Source organism: Fontisphaera persica (genome assembly GCF_024832785.1).
GTDB classification, from domain to species: domain Bacteria; phylum Verrucomicrobiota; class Verrucomicrobiia; order Limisphaerales; family Fontisphaeraceae; genus Fontisphaera; species Fontisphaera persica.
In genome coordinates this window covers 772,959-791,566 of the sequence record NZ_CP116615.1, presented here as the reverse complement: position 1 = coordinate 791,566, position 18,608 = coordinate 772,959, and the positions used below count along the sequence as shown (strand labels likewise).

Below are 18,608 nucleotides of genomic sequence, written 5' to 3'. Positions count from 1 at the left end.
GGGCTGAGGCGCCCCTCGCGTTCTTACTTGACCTACCGGTATGGGGCGTAGATTTTATGGCCATGAAACGCCCCTTCACATGCCTTTATCTGGCCGCTGGCGCTGTGGCTTTGCTGCTTGCGCCAGTCCTGACGGCTCAAACCATCACCACCGCCTCCCTGATTGAAGAAATGGTGGATTTGCGGAGAATGGCCGAGTTTCCCAACCCGCCTTATACCTGCAAGCAGTTCTCCAGCTACGACCGGGCGTCCAAGTCCGCCAAGGAGGAGAAATCGTGGTTTGCCAACGCCGATGCCGGCCACTATTTGCGCGTGGAGGACCGCGCCGGCCGCAAGGAATATGTCATGATGGACGCCGAGGGGCCGGGAGCGATTGTCCGCATCTGGTCTGCCAACCCCGCCGGGGTGCTGCGGGTCTATATTGATGGCAACGAGACGCCGGTGATTGAAGCGCCAATGACCGAGGTGCTGGGCGGCAAATATCCGGGATTTCCCAAGCCCATCGCCGGCGAGCGCAGCCGCGGGTGGAATCTCTATTTTCCGATTCCTTACGCCAAAAGCTGCAAGGTCACCAGCGACAAGGGCGGTTTTTATTACCACGTCAATTACCGCACCTACCCGGCGGGCACGGCGGTCCAGTCGTTTGCGCCGGATACCTTGAAAAACCTTGCAGGGCGCATTGAGAAGCTTGCCGCGCAACTGGCGGCTCCGCGTTCCACGGGGGCGGCCAGCGCCGGGCAGGTGGAGGCTTCGGAAATCCGGCTGGACCCCGGCGAGTCGCGGGAGGTGTATTTTGAAGGCCCGGCCGCCATTGCCAGCATTGTTTGCCGCGTAAAAGCTGGAAACCTGGATAAGGCGCTGCGCGGGGTGCTGGTGAACATTGAATTTGATGACCAGCGTTGCGTGGCCGCGCCGCTGGGGGATTTATTCGGCAGCGCGCCGGGCATCAACCCTTATGAATCCCTGCCGCTCGGGATGACCAAGGAAGGTGAGATGTATTGCCACTGGTTCATGCCCTTCAAATCGGCCGCTTACATCCAATTGCATAACACCACGGACCAGGCGGTCACCATTCAGGGCGAAGTGACCCTGCAAAAATACCAGTGGACCGATGCCTCGATGCATTTCCATGCCAAGTGGCGGGCGCAATTTGACGTGCCCACCCGGCCGATGATTGACTGGAATTACTTGACGGCCAAGGGCCAGGGGGTGTTTGCCGGCGTTTCCTTCGCCATAGATAACCCGGTGAAAGATTGGTGGGGGGAAGGTGACGAAAAAATCTACGTGGACGGTGAGACTTTCCCCAGCCATTTTGGCACGGGCACGGAGGATTATTATGGTTATGCGTGGTGTTTCCCCGGTCTCTTTACCCACGCCTACCACTCGCAATCCCGTTGCGACGGACCCGGTAATTACGGCCGCACCAGTGTCAACCGTTTTCACATCCTGGACCGGATTCCGTTCAGCAAAGACTTCAAGTTTGATATGGAGCTTTGGCACTGGCATGCCAAATGCGTGGTCAACATGGCGGTCACCGCCTATTGGTACGCCAAGCCGGGCGCCACGGATACCTTCCCTGCCATCCAGCCCGCTCAAGCCATCGTCCGCCCCATGGCGGAGTACGTCGTGCCCCGGGTGGCGGGCGCCATTGAGGGCGAAAAAATGCGGGTCATCCGTGTGAATGGCACGGTGGGCCCGCAAGATTGGGATGGACTCAGCGCAGGCGTCCATCTGTGGTGGCATGCGGGCATCAAACCGGGCGACAGCCTGGTGGTCGGCTTCCAGGTGCCCAAGGCAGGGAAATACCGCGTAATGGGACACTTCCTCAGCGCTCGCGATTATGGCATCCACCAGCTTGCCATTAATGGCAAAAAATGTGGGGACCCCATTGACTTTTACAACCCGGAAGTACGGCCCACCAAGGAGCTGGATTTGGGTGTGCATGAGCTGAAGGAGGGCGAAAACGAATTCAGCGCCACAGCCATAGGGGCCAATGAAAAGGCTGAAAAGGCCTATATGTTTGGCCTGGATTATCTCTTGCTCAAGCCAGCCGAGTAGCTGTCACGGATGGATTAGATGCAGGGGGCAAGGCCGCCGATTGCGGTTTCCCCGCAAACCTTGTCCTAGAGTGCAAGAGAGATGGCGGGAAAGGCAAAGTGGCCGGGGACTTGCTTTTACCCCGCCAATGAAGTTACATTTCTCTAGTGGCTAACCATTGGCAAAAGCCGGTCACGGTGAGCGGGCGGTTGTCGTCCGGGGGGAGATTTGCATGAAAATACTGGTGGTGGAGGATGACCCGATTGTGGCCACGATTTACACCCGGGCCCTGGATAAAGCCGGATACCAGGTGGACGTGATTGCGGATGGGTCTGACGCCTTCCATGCCTTGCATACCAAAGGATATGACCTGGTATTGCTCGATATTATGCTGCCCAACATGGATGGCATGGCCATACTTCGGCGGATTCGGGCCCAAAAGAAGTTTGAGTTTCTTCCCATCATTGTAATTACCGGTGTGCAAAAGGCATTGCAGGCGCAGATTCTCAACGCCGGAGCCACCCTGGTAATGTCCAAAGGCGAGGTCTCACCGCAAAAACTGGTCGAAGCCGTAAAAGAACAACTCGCCGCAGCCCCTCAACCGCCGCTGGAACTGCTGCCCGAACCGGTGGCGGAGGAGCTGGTCCAAAAGCGGCCAGATTTACGCACGCAAGCGCCGCCTGCTCCACCGGCTAATTTGCAACTTCGCCTGGCCGACAATCCTGACTCCCCTCCCCCACCAAAGTTCAAGTCGGATGGGCTGAAGACACCCGACGTCAAAATCGTCGAGGACCGCGAGCAGGAAAGCAAAAAGGGTGGTTTTTTCAGTCGCCTGTTTGGCAAAAAATAATGGGCGGCAAGTGTTTTTCCCCCCTCAATAACCGGACTCTTCCTGCTTGCGGCACAAACTCAGTTGCCAGTCACGTGCAGGTGAAGTATCGCTAAGAGGCAACATGCGGCACGTTGGGCTACCATGGCAACTGCGCACCAGCCTGGCTATAGGGGTGGGTTTGTTTCTGGTTTTGGTGCTGACTTTCAGCCTGGCGGATACCCCCTCCGCTGCCGCGAGGCAGGACGAAGCCGTATATCGGCATTATTTGCTGCGCAACGCCACCAATGGCCCCGTATCCGTGCACGTGGTGCGGTTGAGCCGAAGCCATCCGTGGCGGCTGGAGACCACGTTGGCCCGCAACCGGGAGGATGGGCTGGCCACCCTCCGCGAGCTGGTGCAACATGTCCCCCCGCCTGCCCCCCTGGCGGCGATTAATGGTGATTTCTATGCCCGCGGCGGTTTTTTGCCGGGAGACCCCCGGGGGTTGATGATGGCGCACGGGGAATTGTTAAGCGCACCCTCCGGTGGCGCCGTTTTCTGGGTGGATAGAGAGGGCCGCTGGCACTTGGACAACGTCAAATCCCTTTTCACCATCGCCTGGAGTGGCACCCAAGCCGAACCCCTGGGACTCAACGAGGCATTGCGTGGAACACGGCCTGTGCTCTACACGGCGGCTTATGGCCGGACCACTCCTTCGGCGGCGGGGCGCTTTGTCCGGGAACTGGTACTGGAGCCGGTGGAAGGCAGGTTTCCCCTGCCCTTGCGGCCGGGCGTCAGCTTTCGGGCCCGGGTGCACACCGTCAGTGAGACCGGCCAAACGCCATTGTCCCCCCATACCCTGGTGCTGGCCGTGTCCACCAACTGGCTGGCCAGGAACTTCCTGCCCTTGCCTGGGATGACGGTGCGGATTTCCCTGCGAATGGAGCCGGATTTGGAAACGGCCATGACGGCGTTGGGGGGTGGTCCCATCATGATTCAAGGGGGCAAACAAAGGGTGCACGGGGACAAGGCGCCCCATCCCAAATTGCCCAATACCATCAAACACATCTGGGACCGGCACCCGCGCAGCGCATTGGGATGGAATCGCGAAGCCCTGTTTCTGGTGGCGGTGGATGGGCGCATGCCGGGATGGTCCGACGGCTGGAAGATTCCTGAGCTGGCGGCATTTATGCGCAAGGAATTGGGCTGCACCGAGGCCATCAATCTGGATGGGGGCGGCTCCACCTCGCTGTGGTTTGATGGCGAACTGCGAAACAGCCCCGCTGACGGCGAGGAACGGCCGGTAGCCAATGCCTTGTTGATTTATCGTTGAATTGCGGCCGGCGTTAAAATCCGCGAGGAAGCATCCCGCCAAACCTTGCCATTTTTTTCTGCAGCTTGCCCAATTTCTTCATCATTTGCTGCATCTGGTAATACTTGTTCAAAAGGGTGTTGACCTCGGCCACCGTGACGCCGCTGCCCCGCGCGATGCGTTGGCGCCGGCGCGCGTTGAGAAGGGAAGGGTTGCGCCGCTCCTCCCGGGTCATGGCGCAGAGAATGCCCTCCATGCGGCGGAACTCCTTTTCGGACTTGCTCAAATCGTTGCCTTTGGCCATTTCCGCGCCACCTGGCAGCATTTTTACGATGTTTTCCAGCGGGCCGAGCTTCTTCATCTGGCGCAACTGCTCGAGAAAATCCTCCAGGGTGAACTCACCTTTGCGCAGTTTTTCCTCGAGCTTTTGGGCCTCTGCCAAATCCACCGCTTCGGCGGCGCGCTCCACCAGACTGACCACATCGCCCATGCCCAGGATGCGCGAGGCCATGCGCTCGGGGTGAAACGGCTCAAAGTCCTCCAATTTTTCGCCCACGCCCACAAATTTAATGGGGCGGCCCACCACGCTCTTGAAGCTGAGGGCTGCGCCACCACGCGCGTCACCGTCGAGCTTGGTCAGGATGGCGCCCGTGACCCCCAGGGCCCGGTCGAAATGCGTGGCCACATTGACCGCTTCCTGGCCGGTGGCCGCGTCCAGCACCAGCAGGATTTCATCGGGCTGCACCAGCTCTTTGAGCCGCACCAGCTCCTGCACCAGCGGCTCGTCAATCTGGAGGCGGCCAGCGGTGTCAAAAATCAACGTGCCCCGGTGGTTTTCACGGGCGTAGTCCATGGCCTCGCGTGCGATGCGGAGGACATCTTTTTCACCGCGCTTCACAAATACCGGCAGGTTCAACTGGCGGCCCAGAGTTTCCAATTGGTCCATGGCCGCAGGGCGATAGACATCTGCCGCCACCAGGAGGGGTTGCCGGCCTTGTTTGTGCAGCAACCGGGCCAGCTTGCCGCTGCTGGTGGTTTTGCCGCTGCCGTGCAATCCCACCATCAAAATGCTGGCCGGGCTGCTCCGCAGCTCGAGGCCGCTGTTTTCGGAGCCCAGCAGGGCCACCAGCTCATCATGAATGATTTTGACGATTTGCTGGCCGGGCTGAATGCTTTGAATGACCTCGACGCCGAGGGATTTTTGTTTGACGCGCTCGATGAAATCGCGGGCCACCTTGAAATTGACGTCCGCCTCCAGCAAAGCCATGCGGACCTCGCGCAGGGAGTCGGCCACGTTGCTTTCCGTGATTTTCCCCAGCCCGCGCAGGTTGCGGAACACATTTTGCAGTTTGCTGGATAACGCATCAAACATGCCCTCAAGCTAGTGGCTGCCGGGACAGGCGACAAGCACGAATCCAGACGGCAGGGACGCGGCGGGCTGGCGCGCCGGCCATGCGCGTTTGGACTGGCGCGATGCCCGGCGCGCACGCATATTGAGGACATGACGATTGGACCTGTGGAATGGCAGCCCTCCGCCACCGACCTGGTACAACAGGTCGCGTCCATCTTTGGGCCGGACGGGCTGCTGTCGCATTCCCCCAATTTTGAATACCGCCCGCAGCAGCAGCAAATGGCCGTGGCGGTGGCGGAGGCGTTGCTCAAACAAGAGCACCTGGCCGTGGAAGCCGGCACTGGTGTGGGCAAGAGCCTGGCTTATCTGGTGCCCGCGATTTTATATGCGGTGCAGCACGAAAAGAAGGCGGTGGTGGCCACCTACACCATCAACCTGCAGGAGCAGCTCATGGACAAAGACCTGCCCATGCTGGCGGCCATTCTGCCGGTGAAGTTCAGTTACACGATGCTTAAAGGCCGCGGCAATTACCTGTGCACCCGGCGTCTGCACAAGGCCATGGAGCAGGCGCAAAGCCTCTTCACGTCGCCCGAGATTGAAGAGCTGAAGCGCATTTATGAATGGAGCCTGGAAACCAGGGATGGGAGCCTGTCCGACTTTGCCACCGAGCCCAACCCCCGCGTGTGGGAGCAGGTCTGCTCCGAGCGCGGCCTCTGCTCGCCCAAACTTTGCGGACCCGGCTCCGAGTTTGCCCAGCACCACACCCCTTGCTTTTTCCAGCGCGCCCGCGCCCGGATTTTGTCGGCGGATGTGCTGGTATTAAATCACACCCTGTTCTTCACCCTGCTCAACAGCCTCGAAGACACCAAAGAGGAGGGGGTGCTGTTTAACAACGATTTCATCATCTTCGACGAGGCGCACAACGTGGAGGCGGTGGCCTCGCGCAACATTGGCGTGAGCGTTTCCAACAGCCAGTTGCGCTGGGCGCTGCAAAAGCTGTGGAATCCCCGCACGGAAAAAGGGCTGCTGGCCACCCTGCGCCGGGGGCGTGAGGTGCAGATGGTGGCGGAGGTCTTGAAGGCCGGGGAGGAGTTTTTTGGGCGCGTGGAAGCGGCGTGCGAGGAGCTGGCGGCGCAAGCGGGCGCCAGAACCGGCACGCGCAGCGGCGCCCGCCGCCAGTCCGGCCTCACGACGTCCGAGAAACAACGGGCCTGGGGCGAGCTGCGCATCCGGCGGCCGGACGTGGTTCAGGACACCCTGTCCGCGCCCATTCTCCGGCTGCGCGAGGCCATCAGTGACCTGATTAAAATCAGCGAGGACAAGGAAACGGGGCAGGAGCTGGCGGAGGCCAACCGCCGATTGAATGAGTTGCGCGAGGGGCTGGCCGCTTTTCTGAGCCAGGTGGCCGAGGATCACGTGTACTGGGTGGAGCGGGCCGGGAAAACCCAGAATCTCATCACTTTGAATGCCGCGCCGGTGGATGTCGCCGATTATTTACAGCGCACGCTTTTCCGTTCCAATACGTCCATCATCATGACGAGCGCCACGCTGGCGTTGAACGCCGCTGCTCCGGCGTCATCGGCTGCAACCGCCCCTGCTCCCGGCGGGCGTTCCGGTCCGTCGCGTCGCCGCGCCCTGCCGACGGGCATGGATTATTTTCTCAAGCGGGTGGGCGCGTCGCCCGCCCGCGCGCTGCAGGTTGGCTCGCCTTTCGATTATGCGCGCCAGATGCGGGTGTACCTGGTGCAAAAAATGCCGGAGCCTACGGAAAGCGGCTATCGCGAGGCGCTGCAACATTGGATTGAGCATTTCATCCGCCTGACCCACGGCAAGGCGTTCGTGCTCTTCACCAATTACAAACTCATGCAGGATATCGGGCTGGCCATGCAGCCCTTTTTTGACGAACTGGGCATTGAGTGTTTCATCCAGGGCACTGGCACGCCGCGGTCGGTGATGCTTGAGCGATTCAAGGCGGACCGCGATTCCGTGTTGTTTGGCACTGATAGCTTCTGGCAGGGCGTGGACGTACCGGGCGAGTCCCTTTCCAACGTCATCATCACCCGCCTGCCCTTTGCCGTGCCGGACCATCCGCTCATCGAGGCGCGACTGGAAGCCATCGAAGCACGCGGGGGGGACAGTTTTTATGAGTTCAGCCTCCCGGAGGCGATTCTGAAATTCCGCCAGGGCGTAGGCCGGCTCATTCGGACCAAACAGGACACCGGGGTAGTGGTGATTCTGGATAACCGCATTCTCAGCAAAGCCTACGGGACGGCCTTTTTGCAATCGCTGCCGGATTGTCCCCGGGAAATTGTGTAGTGGCTGAGGCGTCCCCTGCTCGGTTGTGGGCCTCTCACCACCGCGTTTTGATGCCGCAAGCGCGCGCGAGGCACCAGCCCCGCAACGCTTCGTACAGCATGAAAACCCCGGCCGCCACGATGAACCACCCCCATCTCTGTCCGGAAGCCAAGGCAAGATACAGGCCGCCGGCAATAGCAAGCAAACCGCTCACGCCCCGGAGCCAGCGTCCGGTCCGGGAAATGTTTGGCGCAAAAAATGAACCGCGCATGGAGGGAATATAGCACGCAGCCAGGCGGGTGACTTTGCCGCCGGATGGCTATCCCCTATGCCCCGGATAACCTCAGCGTTCCACGCCTCCCTGACGGCGCCGTTGATTCATGGCGCGCTGCACCCAGGGGATAATCTCCTCCACAGGCATCTGCAGCGTCGCGGAGGCCTGGCTGCCCTGTTGCGAGGTCACCCAGTTTCCGGCCAGTTGATTCAGCACCGGGCGGTCTTTAACCAGGGTCAAGGCCCCGCGCACCCCTTGCAACACGTCGCGGTAAGCTTTGGCGGTTTCTTCATTGGGGGCGCTGAGCCGCACGGTCAGGCGCACCTGGCCGCCCTCGATTTCGGCCATTTCCCCTTCCAGACCTTTGAGGTCCTGCACGATGGCCTGAATTGGCGGAGGCAGATTGGGTAAAGCAACGCGCGCGGCGCTGGCAGCCAGGAAAGGCCCGCCGGGGACGGGGTCGGCTGCTTTACGCCCCTGGCGGCTGAGCGCCGGTTTGTCGAGCACCTCCAGGGCCGAGCGCACCAGGGCCGCCTGCGGCGCCACGACCACCACATCCTGGCCGTGTACCGCCCCGAAGGTGCGGCTGTCAGGGAAGCCGCGCGCCGCCCGCCGGGCATCACGCCAGCCGTGAATCAGATGTTCGCCGTATTTTTCGGAGGCATACTCCGGGTTGGCGGTGACCAATTCCTGCAAACGCGCCGCGTCAAACTTGCCTTTGGCCACGATGACAACTTTGTTTTCGCCAAACTCCCACCCAAAAGCCGCCGCCTGGGCCAAATCCTGGCGCGGATCAAAATTCAAGGCGACTTTCAGCCCTTCAAAGACCCGCACCAGCGGAGTTTGCTCCAGTTCGGTCAGGATTTTTTGCCCCAGGCGGGTTTCTTTAAGCCGTTCAAAATCCACCTGAATGTGCCACAAAGCATCAGCCGGCACCAAACGGGCAGCAGCGGTTTCCGCGGCCCGCGCGCAGGCGGCCGCCAGCAGGCAGCCGCTCAACACAAGATGAAGGATGGTTCTCATAGGTTATGTCGTTTTGTTTCCGCCCCCGGGACGGACATTGTTCAACATATTGCATGACCCTCGGCGTGCCACGATGGTTTCATCATTTTAGCCGGGTCCGTTCCCTGCTCGCAGGTTGCGGGAAGCTCTGCCCTGCCCTCCCACTTCAGCGTGGAGGGGCGGCAGCAGCGCCGGCCAGTTCTCGCTCCATGCGCAGGCGCAACTGGCCGCACGCCGCGTCAATATCGTGGCCCTTCTCGCGGCGCAAGGTCGCGGTGACACGCCGCTGTTGCAGAACTTTCAGGAAGGCTTCGCAATGCGCTTGGGCAGGCCGTTTCCAGGGCAGACCATCCACATGGTTATAAGGAATCAGGTTGACCTTGGCGTGCAGCCGCCGCGCCAGGGCCGCCAGTTTGGGCGCCTCACTCAAGGCGTCATTCACCCCTTCGATGAGGATGTACTCCAGCGTAATCATGCGGCCTTTGCGGGCCACATAGTATTCACAAGCCGCCATTAATTCGCTCACGGGGTATTTGCGGTTCACGGGCATGATGCGGGCGCGCACTTCATCGGTGGCCCCATGCAGGCTGATGGCCAGTTGCACCTGCAGCGGCTGCTCGGCGAGCTGCCGGATTTGCGGCGCCAATCCGCTGGTGGAGACGGTGATTTTGCGCGCCCCGATGCCGCCGCCCCAAGGGGCGTTCAAAATGGTCAGCGCCTTCATCAAGTGGGCATAGTTGGCCAGCGGCTCTCCCATGCCCATGATGACCAGATTGTCCACGGCCCGTCCGCCCTGGGCGGCCGGCGGGTGGGAGTCGCTGGCGGTCTGTCGTGCCTGCCAGCGCTCCACCGCCAGCACCTGCTCGACGATTTCATCCGGGGTCAGGTTGCGTTTCCATCCCAACAATCCACTGGCGCAAAACTTGCACCCATAAGCACACCCCACCTGGGTGGACACACACAAAGTGCGGCGGTCACTGCGGTCGCCATAAAGCGCCGGGTTGGCGGGAATGAGCACGCTTTCCACGAAAGCGCCGTCGGCCAACTGCCACAAAAACTTGCAGGTGGCGTCCCGGCTCCCCTGCACCCGGACCGGAGACAGGGTACGCAACGGCCAGAGCCGCTGTCCCTGCTCGCGGAAGCTCCGGGGCAAGTTGCTCATCGCCTCCCAGGAGTCCACGCGATGCTCGTAGAGCCACTGCAAAATCTGGTCGGCGCGGTAGGCGGGCGCACCGACCTCCACCACCGCGGCGAGCAATTCCTCGCGGGTCAACGCCTGCAGGGCGCGCGGTTGGGGCGCGGGGGAGGCCGCCGCCGCCTCAGTGGGTTTTGTAATACTTTTCAACGTACTCCTGCACCATGCGCCAGGTGGTGTACTTGGGCACCAGGGTGGCCATGGCCCGGCGAATCATCTGAATCCACTTGCGCGGCAGGCCGGAAGAATCCCGGTTGTAGAAGCACGGAATGACCTGCGTGGTGAGCACTTTATACAGGTTTTCCGCGTCACGGCGGTCCTGTTCCTCGACGTTGTCCGGGTGCGAATCATCCCCAATGGCAAAGCCGTTGGTGCCGTCGTAGCCTTCGCGCCACCAGCCATCCATGATGCTCAGGTTGAGGCAGCCGTGGCAGCCGGCCTTCTGCCCGCTGGTGCCGGAGGCCTCCAGCGGACGGCGGGGATTGTTCAGCCAGATATCGCAACCGGAGACCATCTGGCGGGCCACGTGCACATCGTAGTTTTCGATGAACACCAGGTGCCCCTTCAAATCGCTGTACTTGCTCAGGTGAATGATGTGCTGAATGAAGCGCTTGCCCTCATCGTCCCGCGGATGCGCCTTGCCGGCAAAGATGAACTGGATGGGCCGCGACTTGTCCTTGCACAACTTGACGATGTTGTCGAATTGCTGGAAAATCAGCGGCGCGCGCTTGTAGGTGGCAAAACGCCGGGCAAATCCAATCGTCAGCGCGTCCGGGTTGAGCAACTGGTCATACTCAATGAAATCGCGCTGGGTAAAGCGCTGGCCCTGAATCAACAGGCGACGGCGGGCAAACTCAATCAACTCCCGGCGCAAGCGGTAACGCAAGGCCCAGATTTCTTCATCGGTGATAAAATTCGGATCGAGCATCTTGCTCCAAAAGGCCGGGTCATTAATCTGTTCCTCCCAGTTGGCCGGGGGTTTCTGCACCCAAAAACTGGTGGTCTCGCCTCCCGAGGGGGCAGCCTCCACCACACTGGTCAATTTACGCCGCCAAAAGCGGCGCACGGGCCCCTTCATCCAACCCAGCAAATGAATGCCGTTGGTGATGTGGCCAATGGGGACTTCATCCACCGTCCGATCCGGATACAGGCAATGCCACATGCGGCGGCTGACCTGGCCGTGCAGCTCGCTCACCGCGTTGGCCGCGCGCGAGCATTTCAAGGCCAGGACCGTCATGCAAAAAGGCTCCTTGGGGTCCTCGGGATGGACGCGGCCCAAGGACATCAGCTCGGGCAAAGTGAGGTGCAGGTTGTGCAGGAATTTCTGCCCCACGTAACTCATTAAATCCTGCGAGAAACGGTCATGGCCAGCTTCCACCGGCGTGTGCGTGGTGAAAAGGCACTCCTGCCGCGTGGCAGCCAGGGCATCCGCAAACAAGGCGCCGGCGGCCATCTTTTCGCGAATCAACTCGAGTGTCAGGAAGGCGGCGTGCCCTTCATTCATGTGGAAGACGGAGGGCTGGATGCCCAGGGAGCGCAGCAGGCGCACCCCGCCCACGCCCAGGAGAATTTCCTGCATGATGCGGGTGGTGCTGTCGCCGCCATACACACGCAGGGTCAAATCCCGAAAATGGGGTTCGTTTTCCGGGAGATTGGTGTCCAGCAAATACACCGCGCAACGCCCCACATTCACCCGCCAGGCCCGGAAAAACACCTCGCTCATGGCAATTTCCACCATGCCAATCAAAGGCTCGCCCCTCGCATCAAGGACGGGTTCCATGGGCAGATTGCGGGGATTCAAGTTGGCGTAGTATTCGGTCTGCCAGTTGTCCTGGTTGATGGCCTGTTGGAAATAGCCCTCGCGGTAAAACAGCGAGATGCCCACAAAACCGAGGCCCAAATCACTGGCGGCCTTGGCGTGGTCGCCGGCCAGCACCCCCAGGCCGCCGGCGGCGATGGGCAGGGTCTCGTGAAAACCAAATTCGGCGCAGAAATAGGCCACCGGATGCGCCGAGAATTGCGGCGCATGTTGAGCCGCCCAGGTATTTTTCTCGTTGAGGTAGGCCTGGAAATGCTGCAACACCCGCCGCACGCGGTCGGCAAAATCATGGTCCTGCAGGCGTACTTTCAGCTCATAGTCGGAGATTTCATGCAGCACGGCGACGGCATTGTGATAGAGGTTTTGCCATCCGCGCGGCGAAAGCTCGGAAAAGATTTCCTGTGCCTCCTGGTTCCAAGTCCACCACAAGTTGCGGGCCAGGCGATTCAAGCCCACCGTCAACTCCGTTAATTCATTCGCCATCAGAGGTGGTTTTGCCATAATCGTTCAAGCATGAAGCACACCATTGTGCCTGGGCCGCACGATAGCGCATACGGCCACGGGCGGCCAGCAGATTATTCGGCGGCCGGGCGGCCGTTTTCCGGCGTGGATTCCCGCTGCAGCACGCGGCGCAGCGATTTGTGAGCCGCCACAATCAAGAGCGTGGCCAACATGGCCAAAAAGGTGGCGAATAAAAATACCGGCCGCAAATTATTGCCTGACATGGCCGCCAGCCGCCCCGCCATCCAATTGGCAAACATCGGCCCCAAGCCCATGCTGCAGATGCCCATCATGGTTTGCGCGGAGGCCCGCACGGCATCGGTGGCCAGACGATTGACCAGCATGCTGGCGCCGATGTGATAGAGGACCACAAAAGCGCCCGCCAGGAGGTAACTGAAGGCCAGCAGCCATAAGTCACTGAAGACGCTGAACATCAGGTTGCGCACCACCAGGGCCAAACAGCCCAGCACCACTGTCCGTACCAGGTTCAGCCGTCGAATCAATTCCGGCTGATGTTGGAAAAGCCACACCTCGAAGACCACTCCGATGGCCTGAGCAGGCCCAATCCAGGGCCGTGCCATGCCCAGTTCCTCCAAAAACGGCGGACTATAGAAAGTCACCAGGGAAAAAGAACCGGACAACAAAAACATGCTCAGCAAAACCACCAGGTAATTGGGATTGGACAACAACTCCCGCACGGCCTGCAAATAGGCGGGATGCCCGCCTCCTGCCGTTTTTTTACGGCCCCCACACGGCGTGCGGGGCAAAAACCAGCAGAGTGTGGCCATGGCCAGGCCCAACCCCATCCCCAAATACAGGACAAAATTGAGGCCTGCCTCATGGCGCGAGGCCGTCCAAAGGGAAATCGGCAAAAAGGGGATAATCCACCCCACGGAACCCCAGGCGCGCAAGCCACTGAAACTGGACTCCGGCCGGTAGAGGTGATGAAAGCCCAAGGCGTTAATGAGATGAAAGGTGGGGAAAATAAAGGCGGTATAAGCGACGTAACCCACCAACAAACCTTGAAACTGATGTTGTTGAGACAGGACCACCAGGGCGGCCGCTCCGAGGACATTCACCCACATCAACACCCGGTCCAGCGGGATGAACCGGTCTGCCACCATCCCCCAGAAAAAGGGCGCGACCAGCAACACCCCCGCGGAAGTCATGATGATGTGGCTGATTTGGTGGTAGCTCAGGCCACGGTCCACCAGCCACATGCTCACAAAGGGAATGACCGCCCCGCAGGTGGCGTACTGCATCAACATGGCCCACCGCAGCGACCGCCGCGGCCGGTCCTGCGCTGCCGGAGCCTTCTCATCCGGTGCCATACCCCGGCCCATTGTCCGATGCCGGGGCCGGTGTCACAAGCAAAATGAGGGCGCGAGAATGGATGAGTTTCCCGCGCCCTCCCCCGCCAAACCTGGTATGGCGGCGCCGCCCCTTAACCCTCCACCACCACCCGCCGAGGTTTGGCCTTTTCCGCTTTGGGCAGCACCAGGGTTAACACTCCCTGCTCCATCCGGGCAGAAATCCGGTTGGTGTCAATGGCCGGGTCCAGCTCGAACACCCGCCGGTAATGTGCCGGGCGGGTCTCCCGATGCAGGGTTTCGCCCTTGAAGGGCGTCAAATCCCGCCGGCCGGTGATTACCAGCTCATTGTCCTCCACTGTGACTTCCAAACCGGCTTTGTTCACCCCGGGCATCTCTGCCAAAATGGTGTAAGCCTCTTTGGTTTCGTAGATGTCCACGTTCGGCGCCATCCACAATTCCTGTTCCCGCGTCACCGGCGCCGGGGCCGCGGCTTCCTTTTTCTCAATGGCATGGCTGCTCATAGCACCGCTCCTTTCCACTCCTTAGGGGTTTTCTGACTTCGCCTTACGCGCCCACACTCACGGCAATCTGCTTGGGCTTGGCTTCTTCCGCCTTGGGCAGAATCACCGTGAGCACGCCGTCGGTATAGCTGGCCTTGACCGCGTCCGCGTTCACCGGCACGGGCAATGCCACCGAGCGCTGAAACCGCCCATAAAACCGCTCCAGCCGATGAGCCTCGGCATCCTTGAACTGGTCGTCCGCCTTGCGCTCACCCGCCACCGTCAGGGTCCCTTCATGGAGGGACACCTCGATATCTTCCTTCTTCATTCCCGGCAGTTCGACCTTCGCCACCAGGTTGTCCTTGTCTTCAAACAAATCCAGCGCCGGCCCCCAAGCTCCCATCAGCCGCGGAAAAGCGCTCCACTCCGGCAGCGTCGCGTCGAACAAACGGTTGATTTCATCCTGCAAACGACCCAATGGCTCCATGCTGAACCAAGGGTTGATTTCCGGTCTTTGCCAACGCATCAGTGTCATAAGCCTGTCCTTTCCTGTCCTGTGATTCTGGTTACCACGTTCACTCGTTCCGAATGTCTTTAAGCTTAAGAAATGCCAGGGCTGGTCTAGGAATTAAGTTATTGTTTATCAATAATTTATGACTTTTATACCCATAAAAAAACCACGAAATATGTAGCATTATGACACTCCAACAAAAACCCACGATGAGCCATTATTATACATACTCATGCACAATTAGGATGGTTATCTGGGTTGACCATGCCGGTTAATCTTCCAAGCGATTAGCGATTTCTTCGCCGATGGCCAAGGAAGCGGTGGCCGCCGGACTGGGGGCATTCAAAACATGCAGGGCGCGGGGGCGCTGGATGAGGTGAAAATCACTGACCAGTTCACCGTCCACGCTCATGGCCTGGGCGCGGACCCCCGCTCCGCCGGGAGCAAGGTCTTCAGGCTGGATTTCAGGCACCAAGCGTTGCAATGAGGCGCAAAATCGTTGTTTGCTGAAGGAGCGCAGCCATTCCTGCCAGCACATTCTTTGATGACGGCGCAGGAATCGCCACAAGCCGAGGAAGCTGAGCGCATCCCACAAGTCCACCAAGTTAATGTCCGTTTTTCGATAACCTTCCCGCGCCCAGGCGAGCACGGCGTTGGGGCCGGCCTCGATGCCGCCATGAATCAGGCGGGTGAAATGAACTCCCAGGAAAGGGAATTGGGGGTCAGGCACCGGATAAATCAGATGCCGCACCAAGTGTTGGCGCTCGGGGCGGATTTTGTAGTACTCGCCGCGGAAGGGCACAATCCGCACACTGCGTTGTTCGCCCGCCATTTCGCTGACGCGGTCACAATGCAGCCCGGCGCAATTGAGCAGGAAATCTCCCTCAAAATCCCCCGCGGTGGTTTGGGCCACCCAGCCCGAGGCGGTGGATTGGAGCCGGAAAACCCGGGCGGACGTGGTCACCTGGCCGCCCAGGCGGTGGAGTTCCTGGACCAACGCTTCACAGACCCGCGCATAATCCACAATGCCTTCCTCCGGCACCCGCAGCGCCGCCACGCCCCCCACGTGCGGCTCGATTTCCCGCATCTCCTCCCGGTCCAGCAGCTTCAAACCCTGCAGGCCATTTTGCTGGCCTCGCTCATGCAGGGCATGCAGGCGGGGCAACTCGGACTCATCCGCCGCCACCACCAATTTGCCGCAGATTTCATGGGGAATTTGCTGTTCCTGGCAGAAGGCCACCATTTGCCGGATGCCGCTGACGGCCAGCCGCGCCTTGGCGGAGCCGGGCTTGTAATACAGGCCGGCGTGCAGCACACCGCTGTTGTGGGTGGTTTGATGCTGGCCCACGGCGGATTCTTTTTCGAGCACCCGAATTTTCACGCCGGGCCAGCGCCGGAGCATCTGGCGGGCGGTGGCCAGTCCCACAATGCCGCCCCCCACAATCAACACCCGCCGGTTATTCCAAGCCTGTTTCATGTGCGGCGTGCATCGTGAAGGCGAGCAAGGGGGCGGGTCAAGTCTTCAGCCTGCTGGTCCCAGCCGCCCGCATGGCTACGCAGCAAATCCGCGCGTTGACGAAGCCCGGCGCAGCCGATACGATGACGCCCCATTGCATGTTGGAAGTGATCGAAAAATTGCTGGTGCTCCAGGATCGTGACCGCCGTCTGAGCCGGTTGCGGATGGAGCTGGAACGCATTCCCGCGGAACGCAAGGAGGCCCTGGCGAAGGCGGAGATGGCGCAAAAGGCGTTGGAGCAGGCCAGGTTGCAGGTGAAAACTTTGGAAAGTGAGCGCAAGCGTCTGGAGCTGGAAGTGGAGGCGAAAAACGAATTGATTCAACGCTATCAAACCCAGCAATTTCAAACCCGCAAAAACGAGGAATTCAAGGCACTGGGCCACGAAATCGAGCTGAACAAGAAGCTGAAATTTGATTTGGAAAACCAGGTCCTTGACCTGATGGAAAAGATTGAGGCGGCCCAGAAACAGGTGGAAGCGGCCACCCGCGCTGCCGCCGAGGCTAAAAAGTTAACCGACGAGCTGGTGGCGCAGCTCAACCAGCGCGAGGCTAATCTCAAGAAGGATTTTGATGCCGTGACCGCCGAGCGGGCCACCCTGGCCGCGGCCGTGGACAGCGCCGCCCTCTACCGTTATGAGCGGCTGCTCAAGGCCCGCGGCGACAATGTTATCGTGGGCATTGACCACGGAGTGTGCGGCGGCTGCCACATGCGGGTCAGCCGGCAAACGGTGGTGGACTGCCGGGCCGCCCAGGAAATCGTCACCTGCCTGAACTGCGGGCGCATCCTCTATTATTCTCCCGAGATGGATGTGTCCGTCACCGATTAACCGAGCCTTACCGCTTATGAAATGGACGCTGTTCCCCTTCACTCTGGCCGCCGTGCTGGCGTTCCTGCCCGCCTGCAAGGAAAAGGCAGCCGCCCCGCCGCCGGCCACGTCCGCGCCCATTGTCAAAACCGGCGGGCGAGAATTAGTGGGCGGTGGCGTCAAGTTTCTCATCCCCCTGGAGGAAAGCAGCGGCCACAGCGACAGCGCGGTGGGATTGACGTATGAAAGCCCCACGCTGCGAGTGACCCTGGCGCGGGGCATTCTCTATGTCAACGCCACCAATTTCGGCAACGTCAAGCCCGGCGACGTGGTCAATCTGCTCAACCCGGGCCGTGTCATTGTCAATGACCAAGACCGCGTCCCCCTGCCGGCGGCGGGGCTGTTCAAGGAGCCAGCGGAAAAAGAGTAAAAAAGTGCTTGCCTGCGGCGCGCTTTTGCATAAATTTTTCCCCGCTGAACGCTGGATGCGAGCGTAACTCAGCCTGGTAGAGTGTCACCTTGCCAAGGTGATTGTCGAGGGTTCGAATCCCTTCGCTCGCTCCATTTTTCAAGGTTTCCAACAAACACTCAGATTAAAACTCTCTTAAATTCAACGTTTTACCTCGAGTACCTCACGGCAAAGTCTGGTGAGCAATTCACGCCGGCATTATATCCACCCCGGCGGCGCGCATTTCGGCCACGGCCCGTTCCACGTCGCCCGGGTGGAGGTTGACGCCGCGGCAAGCGGGCAGGAGGACGCGGGTTTTGAATCCCAGCCGGGCGGCATCCAGGGCGGTGTATTTGACGCAATAATCGGTAGCCAGCCCCGCCACGTGCACTTCCTGGACGCCTTGCTGGCGCAAGAAATCGGCCAAACCGGTGTCATGGCGGCGGCCGTTGTCGAAAAAGCCGCTGTAGCTGTCCACCGCCGGGTCCGTGCCCTTCTGGAAAACGCGAGCGATGCGGGTGGTGTCCAAACCACGCGCCAGTTCCGCGCCATAAGAACCCTGCACGCAATGATCCGGCCACAACACTTGCGGCAGGCCGTTGAGTTGAATCACCTCACCCGGCTGCCTGCCCGGATGCGCTGAAGCAAAACTGCCATGGGCCGGCGGGTGCCAGTCCTGGGTGGCCACCACCAGTTCGTATTGGGGTTGCAAACGATTGATGACCGGAATCACTTGGTCTCCCTCGGGCACGGGCAACGCGCCCCCTGGCAGGAAGTCGTGTTGCACATCCACGATAATGAACGCTAGTCTGGGCATGCTGGAATCATTGTGGGGTGACGCTTTCATTCCGCAACCCTAAATCCGTTAAAATTGTGGTCCTGCCGGTCCTCGAGGCGGCATCAGCAGGGACAGAAATG

Annotated in this window: 16 protein-coding genes and 1 tRNA gene; 7 read left to right on the top strand and 10 right to left on the bottom strand. The window is 60.3% G+C overall.

Translation table 11 applies throughout. The features are described 5' to 3' along the window. Positions 1 to 62 precede the first annotated feature (62 nt). From NXS98_RS02995 to NXS98_RS02985, 3 genes are all read left to right on the top strand, one after another. Positions 63 to 2,057: a glycoside hydrolase family 172 protein gene (locus NXS98_RS02995; RefSeq protein WP_283846983.1), complete on the top strand. Its 1,995-nt coding sequence runs from the start codon at positions 63 to 65 to the stop codon at positions 2,055 to 2,057. Between the two features lie 211 nt (positions 2,058 to 2,268). Then, positions 2,269 to 2,886 (top strand): response regulator transcription factor, encoded by a 618-nt coding sequence (locus NXS98_RS02990; protein ID WP_283846982.1) that lies wholly within the window; start codon positions 2,269 to 2,271, stop codon positions 2,884 to 2,886. Between the two features lie 103 nt (positions 2,887 to 2,989). Further along, positions 2,990 to 4,180, top strand: coding sequence for a phosphodiester glycosidase family protein (locus tag NXS98_RS02985; RefSeq protein ID WP_283846981.1), 1,191 nt, complete (start codon positions 2,990 to 2,992; stop codon positions 4,178 to 4,180). Between the two features lie 13 nt (positions 4,181 to 4,193). On the opposite strand, the gene ffh is transcribed toward NXS98_RS02985, so the two are convergent. Continuing rightward, the gene (gene ffh / locus NXS98_RS02980) at positions 4,194 to 5,531 is read right to left on the bottom strand and encodes a signal recognition particle protein (RefSeq protein WP_283846980.1); all 1,338 of its coding nucleotides are present in this window, start codon (positions 5,529 to 5,531) and stop codon (positions 4,194 to 4,196) included. Between the two features lie 129 nt (positions 5,532 to 5,660). Between ffh and NXS98_RS02975 the strand changes: the two genes are divergently transcribed. Next, positions 5,661 to 7,826: an ATP-dependent DNA helicase gene (locus tag NXS98_RS02975; RefSeq protein WP_283846979.1), complete on the top strand. Its 2,166-nt coding sequence runs from the start codon at positions 5,661 to 5,663 to the stop codon at positions 7,824 to 7,826. Positions 7,827 to 7,860: 34 nt separating this feature from the next. Here the strand turns inward: NXS98_RS02975 and NXS98_RS17895 are convergent, their stop codons facing one another. From NXS98_RS17895 to lhgO, 8 genes are all read right to left on the bottom strand, one after another. After that, positions 7,861 to 8,076, bottom strand: coding sequence for a YgaP family membrane protein (locus tag NXS98_RS17895; RefSeq protein ID WP_425499928.1), 216 nt, complete (start codon positions 8,074 to 8,076; stop codon positions 7,861 to 7,863). 72 nt (positions 8,077 to 8,148) lie between these two features. After that, positions 8,149 to 9,102: a hypothetical protein gene (locus tag NXS98_RS02970; RefSeq protein WP_283846978.1), complete on the bottom strand. Its 954-nt coding sequence runs from the start codon at positions 9,100 to 9,102 to the stop codon at positions 8,149 to 8,151. Between the two features lie 145 nt (positions 9,103 to 9,247). Then, positions 9,248 to 10,426, bottom strand: coding sequence for a dual-specificity RNA methyltransferase RlmN (rlmN, locus tag NXS98_RS02965; protein ID WP_343214129.1), 1,179 nt, complete (start codon positions 10,424 to 10,426; stop codon positions 9,248 to 9,250). Then, positions 10,401 to 12,596 carry an alpha-glucan family phosphorylase gene (gene glgP / locus NXS98_RS02960; RefSeq protein ID WP_283846977.1) on the bottom strand — a complete coding sequence of 732 codons (2,196 nt, stop codon included), beginning with the start codon at positions 12,594 to 12,596 and terminating at the stop codon, positions 10,401 to 10,403. The genes rlmN and glgP overlap by 26 nt, the downstream gene beginning before the upstream one ends. A 74-nt stretch (positions 12,597 to 12,670) precedes the next feature. Beyond that, positions 12,671 to 13,927, bottom strand: coding sequence for an MFS transporter (locus tag NXS98_RS02955; RefSeq protein WP_283846976.1), 1,257 nt, complete (start codon positions 13,925 to 13,927; stop codon positions 12,671 to 12,673). 113 nt (positions 13,928 to 14,040) lie between these two features. Next, the gene (locus NXS98_RS02950; protein WP_283846974.1) at positions 14,041 to 14,430 is read right to left on the bottom strand and encodes an Hsp20/alpha crystallin family protein; all 390 of its coding nucleotides are present in this window, start codon (positions 14,428 to 14,430) and stop codon (positions 14,041 to 14,043) included. 43 nt (positions 14,431 to 14,473) lie between these two features. After that, a complete protein-coding gene (locus NXS98_RS02945) occupies positions 14,474 to 14,944 on the bottom strand; it encodes an Hsp20/alpha crystallin family protein (protein ID WP_283846973.1) in 471 nt (156 codons plus the stop codon). A gap of 247 nt (positions 14,945 to 15,191) precedes the next feature. Then, the gene (lhgO, locus tag NXS98_RS02940) at positions 15,192 to 16,397 is read right to left on the bottom strand and encodes an L-2-hydroxyglutarate dehydrogenase (RefSeq protein ID WP_283846972.1); all 1,206 of its coding nucleotides are present in this window, start codon (positions 16,395 to 16,397) and stop codon (positions 15,192 to 15,194) included. 14 nt (positions 16,398 to 16,411) lie between these two features. Between lhgO and NXS98_RS02935 the strand changes: the two genes are divergently transcribed. The 3 genes from NXS98_RS02935 to NXS98_RS02925 all read left to right on the top strand — a co-directional run bounded on the left by NXS98_RS02935 (position 16,412) and on the right by NXS98_RS02925 (position 17,806). Continuing rightward, entirely contained in the window at positions 16,412 to 17,263 is an 852-nt protein-coding gene (locus tag NXS98_RS02935; protein ID WP_283846971.1) for a zinc ribbon domain-containing protein, read from the top strand. A 16-nt stretch (positions 17,264 to 17,279) separates the two neighbouring features. Beyond that, complete coding sequence (locus tag NXS98_RS02930; protein ID WP_283846970.1) at positions 17,280 to 17,672, top strand: hypothetical protein; 393 nt, start codon at positions 17,280 to 17,282, stop codon at positions 17,670 to 17,672. 57 nt (positions 17,673 to 17,729) lie between these two features. Then, a tRNA-Gly gene (locus tag NXS98_RS02925) sits at positions 17,730 to 17,806 on the top strand. 92 nt (positions 17,807 to 17,898) lie between these two features. Here NXS98_RS02925 and pncA read toward each other — a convergent pair. Further along, positions 17,899 to 18,507: a bifunctional nicotinamidase/pyrazinamidase gene (gene pncA, locus NXS98_RS02920; protein WP_283846969.1), complete on the bottom strand. Its 609-nt coding sequence runs from the start codon at positions 18,505 to 18,507 to the stop codon at positions 17,899 to 17,901. Between the last annotated feature and the right edge of the window lie 101 nt (positions 18,508 to 18,608).